This is a genomic window from Lysobacter sp. A286 (assembly GCF_054052105.1).
Map to the genome: position 1 here is coordinate 68,039 of NZ_JBSVRJ010000002.1, position 15,248 is coordinate 83,286.

The following is a 15,248-nucleotide window of genomic DNA, read 5'->3' on the forward strand; positions in this document are numbered from 1 at the left end:
GCACCATGGCCCATATCCACTCCCCCGGACTGGCACTCCACATGTTTCCGGACACCCTGCTCAAGTTTGGCGCCAGCCACACCGTTGAGCCGGCCGATGCCGTCGATGCGCAAACTTACTTCGTGTGCTTGTCCGCCAACGCGACGGAAGGCTTGTGGACACCGCTCCACGCCACTCGTGGGGACCATCGCCTCGAGATTGCCGAAGAGGGCAAATCGGGGAACTCGCGCTGGACCCGGGGGTCGTCGTATTACGACCCCGCCGAGTTGTGGCGGATCCCGCACAAGGCCGCACAGCGTGGCGCTGCCGAGGCGATGGACCAGTCGACGCCGAAGGCGCCGAATACGGTCGTCCCGTCCTCGCTGCCTGCGCGCGCCCAGTTCCCTGCCGACACCGCATTCCGTGGAGCCGCGACGCACGCCGGCGGCCGGTGACGACAGCTCCAGAGCGGTTGTTTGCCCCGCGCTATCGGGCGCTGACGCTGGGCGCGGTATCGCTGGTCGCGCTTTATGCGTTCGAGGCGCTGGCCGTGGCCACCGCAATGCCGGTGGTGGCACTGGCGCTGGATGGGTTGTCGCTGTACGCGATGGCCTTTGCCGGTACGCTGGCCGCGGCGGTGGTCGGGATGGTTGCCAGCGGCCCCTGGGCAGATCGCAGTGGCCCGCGCGCGCCGCTCAAACACGGCATCGTGTGGTTTGGCATCGGCCTGGTGATCGCTGGCCTGGCGCCGACGATGTGGGTGCTGTTGGTGGGGCGGGTGATCCAGGGCTTTGGCGGCGGGCTGATGTCGGTCGCCTTGTACGTGGTGGTGGGTCGGGCCTACCCACCGCAAATGCGGGCGCCAATCTTCGCCGCGTTCGCGGCGGCATGGGTGTTGCCGGCGATCATAGGTCCGACCATCAGCGGCCTGGTAGTTGAGCACCTGGGTTGGCGCTGGGTATTCCTGCTGGTCCCGTTTGTTGCCGCACTGGCCGCGGCCATGGTGTTGCCGGCACTGCGTGGGATGGGTCCTTTGCCGCAGCAGACGTCCACTGACGCCAGCGGCAACCGGCAGCGGATCGCCTGGGCGGTGGTCGCGGCGGTGAGCGCGTTGCTGCTGCACTACGCCGGCCAACGACGTGACTGGCTGGCGATCGTCTTGTTGGGTGCTGCCGGTGTCGGGTTGCTGGCCAGCATGGTCAAGCTGCTCCCCGCCGGCACCTTGCGCGCCGGCCGCGGGCTTCCGTCCGTCATCGCCTTGCGCGGGATTGCCTCGGCGGCCTTCTTTGGCACCGAGATATTCCTGCCGTTATTGCTGACCCGCGAGCGCGGCCTGTCGCCGACCTGGGCCGGGCTGGCATTGACCATCGGCGCGATTGGCTGGTCGCTGGGCTCGTGGAATAGGGGGCGGCTGATCGATCCTTCGCCGACACGCCTGTTGCAGGCCGGCATGGGGTTGATCGCACTGGGCGTGGCTTGCGTCGCACTGGCCGTGATGCCGGCGGTGCCGCTCCAGGTCGCGATGGCCGGCTGGGTGGTTGCCGGGCTGGGCATGGGCACGGTGTATCCCAGCCTGTCGATACTGACGCTGGAACTGTCGCCGCCGGAGCGACAGGGCGCCAATGCCTCGGCGTTGCAGCTGTGCGACGCCTTGTTCACCGCCACCATGTTGGCCGTGGGCGGGTCCCTGTTCGCCGCCTTGCTGGCACGTTCGCCGATTGCGGCGTATCTGTCGGGATTTGCGATAACCGGCAGCCTGGCCGTGCTCGGATTGTTGCTGGCGGCCCGTGTGCGGCCAGCAACCCTTGCGCCGAGCGGAAGTTAAAGCTCCGGCCAAGACGACCGATAACGTACCGAAGCCCGGCGATCCGGCGGGCCGTTGGGGGTGCACGTGCGTCCGGTGGTTGCAGATGAAGTGGAGCTTGGTTCGCCATTGGCGTGGTCGGTATACGACCGCGAGGGCAAGCTGTTGTTCGTGCAGGGGATGGTGCTGGCAAGCCCGGACCAGTTGGATGTGGTGTTGGAGCGCGGCATGTTGGTGCCCGACACCGAGACCAGCGCAGGCGTGCTGGTGGCGGAGTTCGATCACGCTGCCGACCAGGCCGATGAGGCGGAGCAACGCGACGAGACTACGCCGGCGGGGCCTCCGGCCGAGCCGGAGCCTCCCGTGTTCCGCGAAATGCAAGTGCTGCGCCATGAGCTGAAAGTGCTGCACCGGCACTTGGCAATGCGTGAAGGCGACGCTTTGGGCGAGCAGTTGCTTGAGATTGCGCGGCGCCTGCGCGGCCTGGTCGCTCGCGACACCGATGCGGCTCTGGCGGCGATGCAACTGGAAGTCGGCGATGACGGCCACGTGGCGCGGCTGTTGCATGCGGCGACCCTGTGCGAGTTGCTGGTGCGCGCGCGTGGCTGGGACGAGGACGAGAGCTTGTCAGTTGTCGCTGCCGCATTGAGCTATGACGTCGCGCTGGGTCCGTTTGCCGCCGCCATGAACCGACAGGAATCCGAGCTGTCAGTTGACCAACGCCTGGTGATTGCCGGCCATCCACAGGCCGGCGTCGAGCTGTTGCAAGCGGCCGGGGTGGAGGATCCGGTTTGGCTGGCTGCCGTGTTGCAGCACCACGAGCGCATTGACGGCAGTGGGTATCCCAACCGCCTGTCGGGCGATGCGATCAGCCGTGGCGCGCGAAAGCTGGCGATTGTTGATATCTATTCAGCGATGGTGCGCCCACGTGCCTATCGCGAAGCGGTGCATGCGCGGCACGCCCTGCGCAGCCTGTTCCTGGAGCGTGGCAAGGCCGTTGATGAAGGGTTGGCAATCCTGCTGGTTCGGGAGATCGGTGTATTTCCGCCGGGAACCCCGGTGCGGCTGGCGAACCGGGAAGTCGGGGTGGTGCTGCGTCGAGGCCAAGGCGCCACGCAGCCGATCGTCGCGCGGCTGATCAACGCCAACGGCACGCTGGCCGCACTTGCCGCGCAACGCGACACGGCGTTGCCGGCGTACGCGATTACCGAGACCGTGCCGCCACGCAAATACCAGGCGTTGGTCGCTAGCGCGAGCGAACTGTGGTGCAGCGAGCGAACCTTGCTGCGGCCATAGCGCGAAGTCTCAGGCGCCGACCTGCCGGCGCACGGCAGCCATGTCGCGTATCGGGCGAACCTCGATGCACCCGGTGCGTGCCCAGGGGAATTCCGCCGCGATGCGGACGGCCTCGTCCAAGCTGTCGGCTTCGATCAGGTTGAAGCCTGCCAGGACTTCCTTGGTCTCGGCGAAAGGACCATCGACGACGGTGGTGCGGCCATTGCGGATACGCACCGACCGGGCCTTCCTGGCGGACTCGAGTTGCTGCGATTCGATCAGTTGGCCGCGGGCGCGCAACGCGTCGGCGTGGACGAAACAGCCGCGCATCCGGGTATCGAATTCGCCCTCGGGCAATGCGTCGAGCTCGGTGTCGTCGTTGTAGACAAGCAGCAGGAATTGCATGAATTCGTCCTGTGGGGGAGGCGGCTGCATCATGCCGGAGATCAGGCGTGTGCGCCGTGGCTGGGTCTCCAGTTTAAAGTTTTCCCCTCCTGTCGATTCCCCGCCTTCCGGTTCGTCGTATCTGCAGGAGCGCACCTGGTGACCGGGCCGCGGCTCCATTGGGTGCCTCATCCACGAGCGAGGAAAAACGACATGAAAGTGATGGTGATGGTCAAGGCGACCCGGCAATCCGAGGCCGGCGCCATGCCGAGCGAGCAACGGTTGACGGAGATGGGCCGCTACAACGAGGAACTGGCGAAGGCGGGCATCCTGCTTGCCGGCGAGGGCTTGCAGCCCAGCAACACGGGCGCACGAGTAAGGTTTTCTGGCAGTTCGCGGCGGGTCGTTGATGGGCCGTTCGCGGAGACCAAGGAGCTGGTTGCCGGGTTCTGGCTGTGGCAGGTGCGCTCGTTGCAGGAGGCGATCGAATGGGTCAAGCGCTGTCCGAATCCGCACGAGGGAGTTTGCGAGATCGAGATCCGCCAGGTCTTCGAGGCGGAAGATTTTGGTGTCGAGTTCACTCCCGGGTTGCGCGAGCAGGAGCAGCGGCTGCGCGAACGATTGCCGGTGCAACCAGGCTTGCAGGAATCCGGTCAACGGCCTTCTCGGGAGATCCTTCATAGCGATTCCTGACCAGTCCGGCCTGGAGGGTTCGCGGTCCGCACTTGTGGCATGGCGGCGGCGGTGCTCTGATCGGTTGTCATGACCGATCACGACCCACGACGTAACGCCCACCGCGCGATTGAGGCAGTCTGGCGGATCGAGGCGCCGCGGATCATCGCGGCCCTCGCACGGATGGTGCGCGATATCGGGATAGCCGAGGAGCTGGCGCAGGACGCCTTGGTTGCCGCGCTTGAGCGTTGGCCGGAATCGAGTGTGCCCGACAACCCCGGTGCCTGGCTGATGGCGACCGCGAAACACCGCGCTATCGACCGCCTGCGCCGCCACCAGCTGCAGCAGCGCAAGCATGAGCAGCTCGGCCACGAGTTGGAGGGCCGCGACATGGACCGCCCGGACAGCGACCGACGCCTGGACGACGACATTGGCGATGACCTGCTGCGGCTGGTGTTCACAGCCTGCCACCCGGTGCTGTCCACCGATGCCCAGGTCGCGCTGACGCTGCGCCTGCTTGGCGGGCTGGGCACCGATGAGATCGCGCGTGCCTTCCTGCTGCCGGAGGCGACCATCGCCCAGCGCATCGTGCGCGCCAAGCGCACCCTGACCGCCAAGCAGGTGCCGTTCGAGGTCCCGCGCAAGGACCAGTTGCCCGAACGCCTGGCATCGGTGCTCGGGGTCATCTACCTGATCTTCAACGAGGGCTATTCAGCGACCGCCGGCGATGACTGGATGCGACCGGCGCTGTGCGACGAGGCCCTGCGGCTGGGCCGGGTGCTGGCCGGGCTGGCGCCGGGTGAGCCGGAAGTGCACGGCTTGTTGGCCTTGATGGAGATCCAGGCTTCACGTGCCAAAGCGCGACTGGGACCATCGGGTGAGCCGATCGTGTTGCTGGAGCAGGACCGCGCCCGCTGGGATCGGCTGGCGATCGGCCGTGGGTTCGCGTCGCTGGAGCTCGCCGAAAGACTCGGCGGCGAGCACGGCGTCTATGCGTTACAGGCCGCCATTGCGGCGTGCCATGCGCGGGCATCGGCCGCGCCCGACACCGACTGGGCACGCATCGCCGGGTTGTACGCAACACTCGCCGTGGTGGCGCCGTCGCCGGTGGTTGAACTCAACCGCGCGGTGGCGGTGGGGATGGCCTACGGCCCGGCGGCGGGGTTGGCCCTGACCGATGCACTGGACAGCGAGCCACTGCTCGCTCGCTACCATCTGTTTCCGGCCGTGCGTGGCGACCTGCTATGGAAACTCGGTCGCCATGAGGAGGCGCGCCACCAGTTCGAGCGTGCCGCTTCGCTCACTCGCAATCGCCGCGAACGCATGCTGTTGCTGGCGCGTGCGGCGTCTTGCGCGGATCCACCCGGTTGCGGCGACTAGCGACATGACGTTGCATGCACCACCGGGCGTGTCACGATTCGTCCGACCTCCTTGCGGAACACTCCGATGAACGCCGACGAACCCGAATACGACCCCGACGACAACTTCGCCAACAGTTCCCGGGCCAGCGCCGGCATCGATCCGGATGCCGACGACACACCCGAGACGCTGGTCTGGCAGCTGCTGCTGTTGATCAACCCCGGCGACGAGGAGGCGGCCTTGCAGCAGTTCGCCGAGTACCGCGAAGCGCTGGACGAGGCCGACCCGGACCAGGCCGAGCCGGTCTGGCTGCTCAAGGACGTGGTCGACTGGAAGGCCGGGTTCTACGTCGATGGCGCCGATGCGGTGTCGTTCATCGACACCATCACCGAGCTGGCCGCGCGCTGGAACCTCAGCGTCGACTGGGGCGTGGAGGACGCCAGTGACGAGGACTTCCTGGCCGACGCCGACGTGCCATCGCTGATGGCGGTCGCATACGACCGGCTACGTGAGTACGGCTACAGCCTGTGGACATGGAATGCCGCAAGCGGGCCCTCCGGCGAAGACGATATGCACGCGGGCTGGATCACCCTGAGCAGCGACGACGAGGCGATGCAGGAACTGGCGCACGCACTGGATATCGAACTGCGTCCGGGCAGCGATCCATTTGGCTGATGGTTGCGCCGACCGGCGTCGTTTCGCCGGACAACCACGCGTTGTGACCGTGCGATGGATCGGCTTACAGCCGTGACGCCAGCAGTTCCACATCAGCGTGCTGCCACGCTTGCGCGAACTGCCGTTCAACCTCTGCGGCATCGCTCGGGCGCTTCTGCGCTTGCAGGCTTTGCGACAGGCCATGCAGAGACCAGCCGTTGGCCGGGTTGCGTTCCAGTTCCTCCCGATACACCGCCTCGGCTTCCACCGGACGATCGGCGGCCAGCAGCAACGCGCCCAGCGTATGGCGTACCGGCGCGTGCCAGCCCGGCGGCTCATCGTAGGGGATCGCGTCCTCGGTCACGGCCGCCTCGCGCAGCGCGATGATCGCGGTATCGAGGTCACCGCTCGCGTTCGCCACCTCGGCGCTGAGACTGCGCTCGGCGATACGCACGGCGTGGCTGAGCGGATAACGGTCCCAGACCATCAGCGTCTCCATGCTCGGGTCATCGGCCAGCGTGCGCAACGCGGCCAGGTGGCGTTGTGCATCGGCGGCGCGCTGCTGCCGCGCCGCCGCAGTGCCTTCGGCGTAATGCCAGATCGCGCTGACGTACGGCAGGTCCGGTGCCGGGTTGGGCTGGCCGACGATCTCTTCCCAGCGGCCGAAACGCACGCGATCGAACCACGGCGTCATCCAGTAGTGCTGCAGGGCGGCGAAGCCCGGCTGGCGCATCAGCTCGGGCAGGTGAGTGCGTTCGGCGGTCTCCAGCGCGGCGGTGCGGGCGATCTCGCTGTTACCCTCCATGCTTGCGGCGAACCACAGGAAGTGGTGGTTGTGCGGTACGTAGCCGAGCGGGTAGACGCCGCCGGTGTTGCCGCGGCACAGCGCCAGGTAGGCGTCGTCGGCCTCGATCGCGCGCTGGTTGGCGATCACCGCGTCGTGCCAGCGGCCGACCCGCGAGTAGATGTGAGCGGGCATGTGGACCAGGTGGCCGGAGCCGGGGATCAATTCGCGCAGGCGATCGGCGGCAACGACCCCGCGTTGTGGATTGTCGGACGCTTCTACCGCGTGCACGTACAGATGCAGCGCGCCTGGATGGTCTGGGTTGCGTTCGATCACCGATTCCAGCGTCGTGACGATCTCACGGGTGTTGCCCTTCGGCTGCCGCTTGGCGTCGTAGTAGTTCCACGGCTGCAGGTCCATGAGCGCCTCGGCGTGGAGGGTGGCGGCGTCGAGGTCCTCGGGACGTTCGTGTATCAGCACGCGAGTGGCATCGGCGTAGGCCTCGTCGAGCGGACCACGGTCCGCGGGCGGGCTATCGGCGTAGCGCGCCGACAGGGCCTTGATGAAGGCCTGTTCGCGCGTGCTGGCCTCGGGTGCGAGTGAGCGTGCCTTTTGCAGGCGCTCCCAGGCGCGCGCAGTGTTTTCCGGGTCCATTGCCGCGTTGACGTGTGGCCCAAGTACGAGAGCCGCACCCCACCAGCACATCGCGCATTTCGGATCGAGTTCGGTCGCGCGCAGAAACGACCGTTCGGCGGCGTCGTGGTTGAAACCGTAGGTGAGCATCAGGCCCTGGTCGAACCAGCGCTGCACCTCGGGGTGGTCGCTGGTGACCGCGAAATGGTAGTCGCCGAGCCCTTCGAGCAGGTTGACCCCGAGTGCGAGCTCCGGTGGTGAGGCGGCTTGCACAGTGGCCGCGGGACCATCGTGCGGGCCGGTGCAGGCGGCGGCGAGGGTGATCGCGGCGGCGAACAGGGCGGAGTGATGGGATCGGTTCATGGTGAGCCTCCGAAGCTCCCCCTGAATCTTTTCTACGCCTGCGAGAAGTCGACCGCAAGTGCAATATTCGAGGGCGAACCCACAAGGAAAAGCAAGCAAAAATCACGCCAGTGCCACGCCCTCCAATGGACCTGGGACACCAGCAACAGTCCGTCCGGTGACGAGGGCATCCATCGCAGGCGCTGCCGTGGTTGATCCGATCACGGCCCGGGAATAAAGATCGATTCGATCGGCAAGTCGAATAACTGCGCAATCTTGAACGCCAACGGCAAGCTGGGATCGTACTTGCCGGTCTCGATCGCGATGATGGTCTGCCTCGATACATCCAGTTGCTCGCCCAGGTGGGCCTGCGACCATCCTTGCTGATTACGCAACGTGCGCAGGTGGTTTTTCATTCTTCGCGATACCGTCGCTTGGTCCACCACAGCGCGATGCCGAACACCGCAAACAGGCCGGGAAATACCCACATCAAGCCGCCGTGAAGGTGAACGAGACCCGCGGTCTGCAGGAAAGCGGCGGCCATGCTCAGTACGCCGACCGTCAACCCGGCGATGGCCGCAGCCTCCAGGAATATCCGCCGCTCCAGCTCATCGCCGTCGCGAACCCGACGCATCACCGACCGACCGATGAACACCACTGGAAGGACCGGAGACAGGGCGATCAGGGCCCGCGCCGCTGTGCCCTGCACGTATTCGAGCATTGGCCAGACCAGCAGCATGATGGCCATGTAGCTTCCAATGGCGAGGAAGAATTCACGCGCATAGCGCCGATCAACAGTGCGCATGCGGTCGGTGTTGGTCCACCGTGCGCACACCAGCCAGATTGCGCCGGTGCCACAGCAGACAACGCCTCCGTAGAGCAGTGTCCCATGGCCGATCAGCCAACCCGCGAAGAGCAGTGCGATACCCGTGGCCGTGGCGACCAGGCCGATAGCCAACATGAAATTGCGATTGGTCAGCTTGTTCCATGCAGTCATGGCGACACCAGTGTGGCGAGGAAATCATCCACGGTCTCGAGGAACTTCCGTGGCTGGTCGAGCATCACAAAGTGCCGGGACGGGGAGATGGACACCACGTCCAGCTGCGGCGCGCCGGCGAGCAGTTGCCGGTAGTAATCGACCTTCTCAGTCTCGCTCATCACCATTGGCGGGGCGCTGAAGTCCGGTGCGTTGTAGGGCGATATCTCCAGGATGGGCACCGTCGCGGCCGATAGCCGGTCGCGCAGGTCCAGTGCCAGGTCTTCGGCGGCGTAGCGCCCAGTCGCGGCGGGATCGCTGCGCGCAGTCAAGGTCGCGGTTTTCATCGCCAGGGCTGGATCAATCACTCCGATGGCCTGCATGTAGCCCAGTTGCATGGCCTGGAACTGCTCGGCATTGGCCTTCGCCATCTGCGCGCCGATTTGTTTCGCATGGGCCTGTCGGTCGCTGGCAGACAGCCGCTCGAACCCGGGGAACACGGGTAGGCCGTCGACGGCAACGACGCCGGCCAGCTTGTCGGCGTGGCGGCTTGCTATATCCAGCGCCAGCGTGCCGCCGAGGCTGTGGCCGATCAGCACCGGCTGCTCGAGGTTGCGCGAGTCAATCAGCTCGACCAGCGATTCGGCAGCGCGATCAAAATAACTTTCATCACCCTGCGGCGCGGGCACACCGTCAAAGCCCGCCAGGGTCACAGCGTAGACCACGTGGGAATCGCGCAGGTGGGCGATGGTGTCGTCCCAGACCCATGCTCCGCTGGCCAACCCCGGAATCAGGACCACTGGCTGGCCGCTGACGCCGTGTTGTTGCACGCGCAAGGTGCCGATGGTGAAGGTTTCATCAGCCGACACCGCCACCTCGGCGGCCGGCCGGGCGACTGCGGGCAACGCCAGCAGGGAAAGCAATGCAAGTGGGATCAGCGGGTGCATGGGCGGCTCCGTCTATGTAAAGGTTGCTTGACACGAACAGTAGGAGTGGCCATCGCATATGTCAAGCATGCTTTACATGAAGTTTTCCGCCAGTCGCCTTCAGGGCTCGTCCCGCCGCTTGCCGTACCACATGCCCAACTCGTGTCGTGACCGGAGCATCTTCCGGCCACGCCACAGGAACCGGGCCAGCAGTCGCAACTGTTCGCCGAGGGTATGGGTGCGCAACTTGCGCGCCGAGGTCATCACCACCTCCTTCAGGATCACCAGGCGTCCGTGTCGGGCCAGTGCACGGCCCATCGCGACATCCTCGCCGGCGTAGTAGGTCTCATCGAAACCGCAGACCGCATCGAACGCGGCGCGGGTGCAGAACAGGCTGCAACCCGGGGTCACGCCCACCCAGCGGAAGACGTGGATCAGCATTACCTGCCCGATCCGCTCGTGCAGCGCCGCCTTGCCCAGCAGCTTCACGCCTGCGCCACCGCCGACCGCTCCGCGCCGCATCGCGGTGAGCGCGGTAGCCAGGTAGTCGGGGTTGATCAACGTGTCGGCGTCGATAAAGAACAGCCATTCGCCGCGCGCATCGGCTGCACCGGCGTTGCGGGTAGCGGCGATCTGTCGATGAGAGACGTGGATCACCCGCGCGCCATGCTCGGTGGCGATGTTGGCGGTCCGGTCGCTGGATGCGTCGACGACGACGATGATCTCGTAATCGCGTTCGATCTGGAGTCCGACCCCGCGCGCGCTGGCGTGGATCGCGTCGAGCGTGTCGGCGATCAACCGCTGCTCGTCATGGGCCGGGACGATGAAGGAAATCATGCCTCCATCGTTGCATACGGCTGCGTCGTCTCCGGACGGTCTGAGCCGCGGTCTGAGCCGGCCGACGCCGAGTGTCCCGTGGGCGGGATGTTGCTTCCTCCGGATCGGGGTTTAACCGCAGCCCGCAGCCCGCTAACCTGCACTCCACATGGCGCTACGATCACCGTCCCTGGCGCCGCCACCGGAACACGCGTGCAACCAATCATCTCCGTCCGCAACCTCGACAAGACCTACGCCTCCGGCTTCCAAGCGCTGAAGGGCATCAACCTCGATATCCGCAAGGGCGAGATCTTCGCGTTGCTTGGGCCCAATGGCGCCGGCAAGACCACCTTGATCAGCATCATCTGCGGCATCGTCAACCCGACGAGCGGCACGGTGCTGGCCGACGGCCATGACGTGGTCGCCGACTACCGCGCGGCGCGCGGCAAGATCGGCCTGGTGCCGCAGGAGCTGTCGACCGACGCGTTCGAGAGCGTGTGGTCGACCGTGCGTTTCAGTCGCGGCCTGTTCGGCAAGGCGCCCGATCCGGCGCACCTGGAGAAGGTGCTGCGCGAGCTGTCGTTGTGGGACAAGAAGGACAGCAAGATCCTGGCGCTGTCGGGTGGCATGAAGCGCCGGGTGCTGATCGCCAAGGCACTGGCGCACGAGCCACAGATCCTGTTCCTCGACGAGCCCACCGCCGGCGTCGATGTCGAGCTGCGCCACGACATGTGGCAGATGGTCCATCGCCTGCGCGAGCAAGGCGTCACCATCATCCTGACCACCCACTACATCGAGGAGGCAGAGCAGATGGCGGACCGCATCGGGGTGATCCTCAAGGGCGAGTTGATCCTGGTCGAGGACAAGGACGCGCTGATGCGCAAGCTTGGCAAGAAACAGCTGACGTTGACCCTGCAGGAGCCGCTGCAACGCATCCCCGAGGGGCTGTCGGCGCTGCCGCTGGAGCTGGCGGAGGATGGCGCGTCGCTGGTCTACACCTTCGATGTGCAGTCCGAGCGCACCGGCATCGCCAGCGTGCTGCGGCAACTGGCCGAGCAGGGCGTCGATTTCAAGGACCTGCATTCCAGCGAGAGCTCGCTCGAGGACATCTTCGTCCACCTGGTGCGGCAGTCGAACCAGCAGGTGCGCGCATGAATATCCACGGTGTCCGCGCGATCTACCGCTTCGAGATGGCGCGTACCTTCCGCACCATCACCCAGTCGATCGCCTCCCCGGTACTGTCGACCTCGTTGTACTTCGTGGTGTTCGGCGCGGCGATCGGCTCGCGCATGGGTGACATCGACGGGGTCAGCTACGGCGCCTTCATCATTCCCGGCTTGCTGATGCTGTCGCTGCTCAACGAAAGCATCTCCAACGCCTCGTTCGGGATCTACATGCCCAAATGGGCCGGCACCATCTACGAGCTGCTGTCGGCGCCGGTGTCCTATGTCGAGGTGGTGCTGGGCTATGTCGGTGCGGCGGCGACCAAGTCGGTGCTGGTCGGCATCCTGATCCTGATCACCGCGCGGGTGTTCGTGCCCTACGAGATTGCCCATCCGTTCTGGATGGTGTGTTTCCTGCTGCTGACCTCGGTCACCTTCAGCCTGTTCGGTTTCATCATCGGGCTGTGGGCCGACGACTTCCAGAAGCTGCAGGTGATTCCGCTGATGGTGGTGATGCCGCTGACCTTCCTGGGCGGTGCGTTCTACTCGATCAAGATGCTGCCACCGGTGTGGCAGACGATCACCCTGTTCAACCCGGTGGTGTACCTGGTCAGCGGCTTTCGCTGGAGCTTCTACGGAGCGGGGGACGTTGATGTCGGGATCAGTGTCGCGGTGATCCTGGGGTTCCTGGCGGCGTGCCTGGTTGCGGTGTGGTGGATCTTCAAGACCGGCTGGAAGCTCAAGGCCTGACCGGCGGCTTCGGCAACACCCGTACCATCTGCGCCAGCAGGTGCTCGAGCGCGACCGCGGCATCGGGGCAGCGGCCCAGATGCACCGGTGAGGTCTGGATCATCGAGCTGCGCCGCGCGGTGAGCCAGTGGAAGCGTGCACGCGCCGGCAGCGCACCGATCGGTCCGCTGCCCGGCCCGCCGCTGCAGATAGTGGTGAACGCTGACAGGTGGCGCCGCACCGAGGCCAGATCGATCGACGGGGCCAGTGTGAGCAGTCGGGACTCGTCCAATTCGATGCGGGCCTGCAGGAACGCGGTCGCCGGGCAGGACAGGACCACGCCGACATTGATGAATTCCTCGCGCTCCACCCGCGGCACTACCCGGATCACCGCGTAGTCGTAGGTGTGCAGGGGCTGCGGCTCCATTGCCGTATGTTCAGCGTCGTGCACGGATGGCCTCCTCGACGAAACGCTGGCGTTGCGCCAGCCGCTGGAGGAAGTGCTCGACGTAGGCGGCCCGGTGCGCATCCGGCTCGGCCAGCGGGCCGTCGCTGATCAGCCAACTGTCCGGGACGGCGGCCAGGATCACCTCCAGCGCCTCGCGGGTGATGTGGGGCGCGAGCTCGTGATCGGCATGGGCGATCGAGTCGGCCAGCGGCAGCAGCACGTGCTCCTTGATCATCGGGAAGGCGCTGCCGGCATTGGCGTTGGAGCCGTCCCAGCCGTGATGGAAGTACAGCGCCGCGCCGTGGTCGATCAGCCACAGCCGATCGTGCCAGGTCATCAGATTGGTGTTGCGCCAGGTGCGGTCGACGTTGCTGGTGAAGGCATCGAACCAGACGATGCGCGAGGCTAGATCGGCCTCCGGCTGATCGGCGACCGGATCGAAGTTGATCGCGCCCGGCAGGTAGTCCAGCGCCAGGTTGAGGCCGGCGCTGGCGCGGATCAGGTGCTGGATCTCGGGATCGGGTTCGGTGCGCGCCAGCTCGGGGTCCAGCTCCACCAGCACGATCTCGGGTATCGGCAACGACAGCAGCTTCGCGATACCGCCGGCCACCAGCTCCGCCACCAATGCCTTGGGACCCTGGCCGGCGCCGCGGAACTTGAGCACATACATGCCCTCGTCATCGGCTTCGATTACGGCCGGCAGCGAGCCGCCCTCGCGCAACGGGGTGACATAGCGGGTGGTGTTGACGGTTCGCAGCTGCATCGGATTGGTCGGTCCTGGAGGGCAGGATTGCCAGCGTAAAGTACCCGGGCTCCGGAAGCTGGCAGTGTGAACTTTATCCAGCCCGTAAACCGTCGTACGCTGCAGGTTCGCCGGCATCGTTTCAGGCAACCATCGTCGCCGCCATCCGTTGTCGGCTCATCAGCAAGGCGGTCGGGAATGAACCAACGAGGCGACGATGCTCCTGTCCACGCTTGAGGCGAACCCGGTGCTCGCGGCGTTCGCGGGCGGCACGGTGGCCGCGGCCGCGACGGCGATCGGCACGTTGCCGGCGTGGTTCGCGAGCCGGATCGAGCAGCGCACCCAGGATGCCTTGTTGGGCTTCGGCGCCGGGGTGATGCTGGCCGCCAGTGCATTTTCGCTGGTGTTGCCGGGGATCGAGGCCGCGCGTGAAGCCGGCGCGGGCCGTTGGAGCGCCGGATGGATGGTGGGCGCGGCGATCCTGCTGGGCGCCGGACTGATCATGGCGTTGGAGCGGCTGATCCCCCATGAGCACTTCATCAAGGGTCCGGAAGGGCCGGCATCAACGCGGCTCAAGCGTACCTGGCTGTTCGTGTTCGCGATCTGCCTGCACAACCTGCCCGAAGGCCTGGCCATCGGGGCCGCTTATGCGTCTGACTTCCAGCATGGACTGGCGCTGACGACCGGCATCGCGCTGCAGGATATTCCCGAGGGGCTGGTGGTGGCGATCGCGCTGATTGCTGCGGGTTACGACCGCAAGCGTGCGGTGTGGGTCGGCATGGCGTCAGGCTTGATCGAACCGGTTGGCGCGGTGCTGGGAGCCAGCCTGCTGATGAGCATGCCGTTGCTGTTGCCGGTGGGGTTGGGTTTCGCCGCTGGCGCGATGCTGTTCGTGGTCAGCCACGAGATCATCCCCGAATCACACCGGCAGGGTCACGAGAACTTCGCCACCACCGGCTTGATGGTGGGCTTCGTGTTGATGATGGTGCTGGACACCGCGATGGCCTGACGGGGAGCGGTGGGCCTGACGCTTGATCGGGCGCCGACCCGGGCCTGTCATTCCGCTGGCGGGGTTTCGGCGTCCAGGAAGTACGGCTCGACCGTCCCGTTGAACTTCATCGTCATCGCATTGCCGCGGCGGTCCAGCGATTTGCCGACCGGCAAGCGTACCCAGCCTTCGCTCACGCAGTACTCCTCGACGTTGGTTTTTTCCTCGCCGTTGAAGCGGATGCCGATGCCGCGTTCGAACGGCTCTGCGTCGTAGTACGGGCTGCGCGGGTTGGCGGCAAGGCGGTCGGGTGGGGTCTGCGGGTCAGTCATGAGGATGGCTCTGGATGGGCGGATTGACGGCCAGCATGGCGGCCAAGCGTGGTATTGGAGTGATAGCTGGAATGCCATTGTGAACGAAACGCGCCCGGGCCGAACAGGGGTATTGCAATCCGTCGCCAGTGCCGTTACGGTGCGCTTGCTGTTTGTCAGGGTCACCGTGAATCGTGGCCCGATGCTGTAGATCCTTGATCCGCTACATCGTTGCACCTCGCTTACTCCTTGCAATCAGCACA

At 65.9% G+C, this 15,248-nt stretch carries 18 protein-coding genes; 9 read left to right on the top strand and 9 right to left on the bottom strand.

What is annotated here, in order from left to right; all coding sequences use genetic code 11:
- Positions 1-5: 5 nt before the first annotated feature.
- The 3 genes from ACW7G0_RS10510 to ACW7G0_RS10520 all read left to right on the top strand — a co-directional run bounded on the left by ACW7G0_RS10510 (position 6) and on the right by ACW7G0_RS10520 (position 3,079).
- On the top strand, positions 6-434 hold the full coding sequence (locus tag ACW7G0_RS10510; RefSeq protein WP_456989578.1) for a hypothetical protein: 429 nt from the start codon (positions 6-8) through the stop codon (positions 432-434).
- Entirely contained in the window at positions 431-1,804 is a 1,374-nt protein-coding gene (locus ACW7G0_RS10515; protein WP_456989579.1) for an MFS transporter, read from the top strand. Before ACW7G0_RS10510 ends, ACW7G0_RS10515 begins: the two co-directional genes overlap by 4 nt.
- 75 nt (positions 1,805-1,879) lie before the next feature.
- On the top strand, positions 1,880-3,079 hold the full coding sequence (locus ACW7G0_RS10520; RefSeq protein WP_456989580.1) for an HD-GYP domain-containing protein: 1,200 nt from the start codon (positions 1,880-1,882) through the stop codon (positions 3,077-3,079).
- Positions 3,080-3,088: 9 nt separating this feature from the next.
- Here the strand turns inward: ACW7G0_RS10520 and ACW7G0_RS10525 are convergent, their stop codons facing one another.
- Positions 3,089-3,463, bottom strand: coding sequence for a YciI family protein (locus ACW7G0_RS10525; RefSeq protein WP_456963411.1), 375 nt, complete (start codon positions 3,461-3,463; stop codon positions 3,089-3,091).
- Positions 3,464-3,655: 192 nt separating this feature from the next.
- On the opposite strand from ACW7G0_RS10525, the gene ACW7G0_RS10530 reads away from it, so the two are divergent.
- From ACW7G0_RS10530 to ACW7G0_RS10540, 3 genes are all read left to right on the top strand, one after another.
- Positions 3,656-4,135: a YciI family protein gene (locus ACW7G0_RS10530; protein ID WP_456989581.1), complete on the top strand. Its 480-nt coding sequence runs from the start codon at positions 3,656-3,658 to the stop codon at positions 4,133-4,135.
- A gap of 69 nt (positions 4,136-4,204) precedes the next feature.
- The gene (locus tag ACW7G0_RS10535; protein ID WP_456989582.1) at positions 4,205-5,494 is read left to right on the top strand and encodes an RNA polymerase sigma factor; all 1,290 of its coding nucleotides are present in this window, start codon (positions 4,205-4,207) and stop codon (positions 5,492-5,494) included.
- 66 nt (positions 5,495-5,560) lie between these two features.
- Complete coding sequence (locus ACW7G0_RS10540) at positions 5,561-6,148, top strand: DUF6630 family protein (protein WP_456989583.1); 588 nt, start codon at positions 5,561-5,563, stop codon at positions 6,146-6,148.
- Between the two features lie 64 nt (positions 6,149-6,212).
- Here the strand turns inward: ACW7G0_RS10540 and ACW7G0_RS10545 are convergent, their stop codons facing one another.
- The 5 genes from ACW7G0_RS10545 to ACW7G0_RS10565 form a co-directional block, all read right to left on the bottom strand.
- Complete coding sequence (locus ACW7G0_RS10545; protein WP_456989584.1) at positions 6,213-7,907, bottom strand: hypothetical protein; 1,695 nt, start codon at positions 7,905-7,907, stop codon at positions 6,213-6,215.
- Between the two features lie 200 nt (positions 7,908-8,107).
- Positions 8,108-8,302, bottom strand: coding sequence for a helix-turn-helix transcriptional regulator (locus tag ACW7G0_RS10550; protein WP_456963192.1), 195 nt, complete (start codon positions 8,300-8,302; stop codon positions 8,108-8,110).
- Positions 8,299-8,883, bottom strand: coding sequence for a hypothetical protein (locus ACW7G0_RS10555; protein WP_456989585.1), 585 nt, complete (start codon positions 8,881-8,883; stop codon positions 8,299-8,301). Before ACW7G0_RS10555 ends, ACW7G0_RS10550 begins: the two co-directional genes overlap by 4 nt.
- Positions 8,880-9,809, bottom strand: a complete 930-nt coding sequence (locus ACW7G0_RS10560) for an alpha/beta fold hydrolase (protein ID WP_456989586.1) — start codon at positions 9,807-9,809, stop codon at positions 8,880-8,882. The genes ACW7G0_RS10555 and ACW7G0_RS10560 overlap by 4 nt, the downstream gene beginning before the upstream one ends.
- 99 nt (positions 9,810-9,908) lie before the next feature.
- Complete coding sequence (locus ACW7G0_RS10565) at positions 9,909-10,625, bottom strand: glycosyltransferase (RefSeq protein WP_456989587.1); 717 nt, start codon at positions 10,623-10,625, stop codon at positions 9,909-9,911.
- A gap of 192 nt (positions 10,626-10,817) precedes the next feature.
- On the opposite strand from ACW7G0_RS10565, the gene ACW7G0_RS10570 reads away from it, so the two are divergent.
- Together ACW7G0_RS10570 and ACW7G0_RS10575 are read left to right on the top strand one after the other, a co-directional pair.
- Positions 10,818-11,759, top strand: a complete 942-nt coding sequence (locus ACW7G0_RS10570; RefSeq protein WP_456963198.1) for an ABC transporter ATP-binding protein — start codon at positions 10,818-10,820, stop codon at positions 11,757-11,759.
- A complete protein-coding gene (locus ACW7G0_RS10575; RefSeq protein ID WP_456989588.1) occupies positions 11,756-12,517 on the top strand; it encodes an ABC transporter permease in 762 nt (253 codons plus the stop codon). Before ACW7G0_RS10570 ends, ACW7G0_RS10575 begins: the two co-directional genes overlap by 4 nt.
- Here ACW7G0_RS10575 and ACW7G0_RS10580 read toward each other — a convergent pair.
- Positions 12,507-12,923, bottom strand: coding sequence for a DUF3037 domain-containing protein (locus ACW7G0_RS10580; RefSeq protein ID WP_456989756.1), 417 nt, complete (start codon positions 12,921-12,923; stop codon positions 12,507-12,509). The genes ACW7G0_RS10575 and ACW7G0_RS10580 overlap by 11 nt on opposite strands.
- A gap of 10 nt (positions 12,924-12,933) precedes the next feature.
- Entirely contained in the window at positions 12,934-13,701 is a 768-nt protein-coding gene (locus ACW7G0_RS10585; protein WP_456989757.1) for a HipA family kinase, read from the bottom strand.
- Between the two features lie 202 nt (positions 13,702-13,903).
- Here ACW7G0_RS10585 and ACW7G0_RS10590 point away from each other — a divergent pair, with 202 nt between their 5' ends.
- Positions 13,904-14,695 (top strand): ZIP family metal transporter, encoded by a 792-nt coding sequence (locus ACW7G0_RS10590; protein ID WP_456989589.1) that lies wholly within the window; start codon positions 13,904-13,906, stop codon positions 14,693-14,695.
- A 47-nt stretch (positions 14,696-14,742) separates the two neighbouring features.
- On the opposite strand, the gene ACW7G0_RS10595 is transcribed toward ACW7G0_RS10590, so the two are convergent.
- Positions 14,743-15,006, bottom strand: a complete 264-nt coding sequence (locus tag ACW7G0_RS10595; RefSeq protein WP_456989590.1) for a DUF3297 family protein — start codon at positions 15,004-15,006, stop codon at positions 14,743-14,745.
- Positions 15,007-15,248: the final 242 nt, after the last annotated feature.

Excerpts from the sequence above, each read along its gene's own strand:
- ACW7G0_RS10510 (WP_456989578.1), top strand. The coding sequence starts at position 6 with ATGGCCCATATCCACTCCCCCGGACTGGCACTCCACATGTTTCCGGAC.
- ACW7G0_RS10525 (WP_456963411.1), bottom strand. The coding sequence starts at position 3,463 with ATGCAATTCCTGCTGCTTGTCTACAACGACGACACCGAGCTCGACGCA.
- ACW7G0_RS10530 (WP_456989581.1), top strand. The coding sequence starts at position 3,656 with ATGAAAGTGATGGTGATGGTCAAGGCGACCCGGCAATCCGAGGCCGGC.
- ACW7G0_RS10535 (WP_456989582.1), top strand. The coding sequence starts at position 4,205 with ATGACCGATCACGACCCACGACGTAACGCCCACCGCGCGATTGAGGCA.
- ACW7G0_RS10540 (WP_456989583.1), top strand. The coding sequence starts at position 5,561 with ATGAACGCCGACGAACCCGAATACGACCCCGACGACAACTTCGCCAAC.
- ACW7G0_RS10545 (WP_456989584.1), bottom strand. The coding sequence starts at position 7,907 with ATGAACCGATCCCATCACTCCGCCCTGTTCGCCGCCGCGATCACCCTC.
- ACW7G0_RS10550 (WP_456963192.1), bottom strand. The coding sequence starts at position 8,302 with ATGAAAAACCACCTGCGCACGTTGCGTAATCAGCAAGGATGGTCGCAG.
- ACW7G0_RS10555 (WP_456989585.1), bottom strand. The coding sequence starts at position 8,883 with ATGACTGCATGGAACAAGCTGACCAATCGCAATTTCATGTTGGCTATC.
- ACW7G0_RS10560 (WP_456989586.1), bottom strand. The coding sequence starts at position 9,809 with ATGCACCCGCTGATCCCACTTGCATTGCTTTCCCTGCTGGCGTTGCCC.
- ACW7G0_RS10565 (WP_456989587.1), bottom strand. The coding sequence starts at position 10,625 with ATGATTTCCTTCATCGTCCCGGCCCATGACGAGCAGCGGTTGATCGCC.
- ACW7G0_RS10575 (WP_456989588.1), top strand. The coding sequence starts at position 11,756 with ATGAATATCCACGGTGTCCGCGCGATCTACCGCTTCGAGATGGCGCGT.
- ACW7G0_RS10580 (WP_456989756.1), bottom strand. The coding sequence starts at position 12,923 with ATGGAGCCGCAGCCCCTGCACACCTACGACTACGCGGTGATCCGGGTA.
- ACW7G0_RS10590 (WP_456989589.1), top strand. The coding sequence starts at position 13,904 with ATGCTCCTGTCCACGCTTGAGGCGAACCCGGTGCTCGCGGCGTTCGCG.
- ACW7G0_RS10595 (WP_456989590.1), bottom strand. The coding sequence starts at position 15,006 with ATGACTGACCCGCAGACCCCACCCGACCGCCTTGCCGCCAACCCGCGC.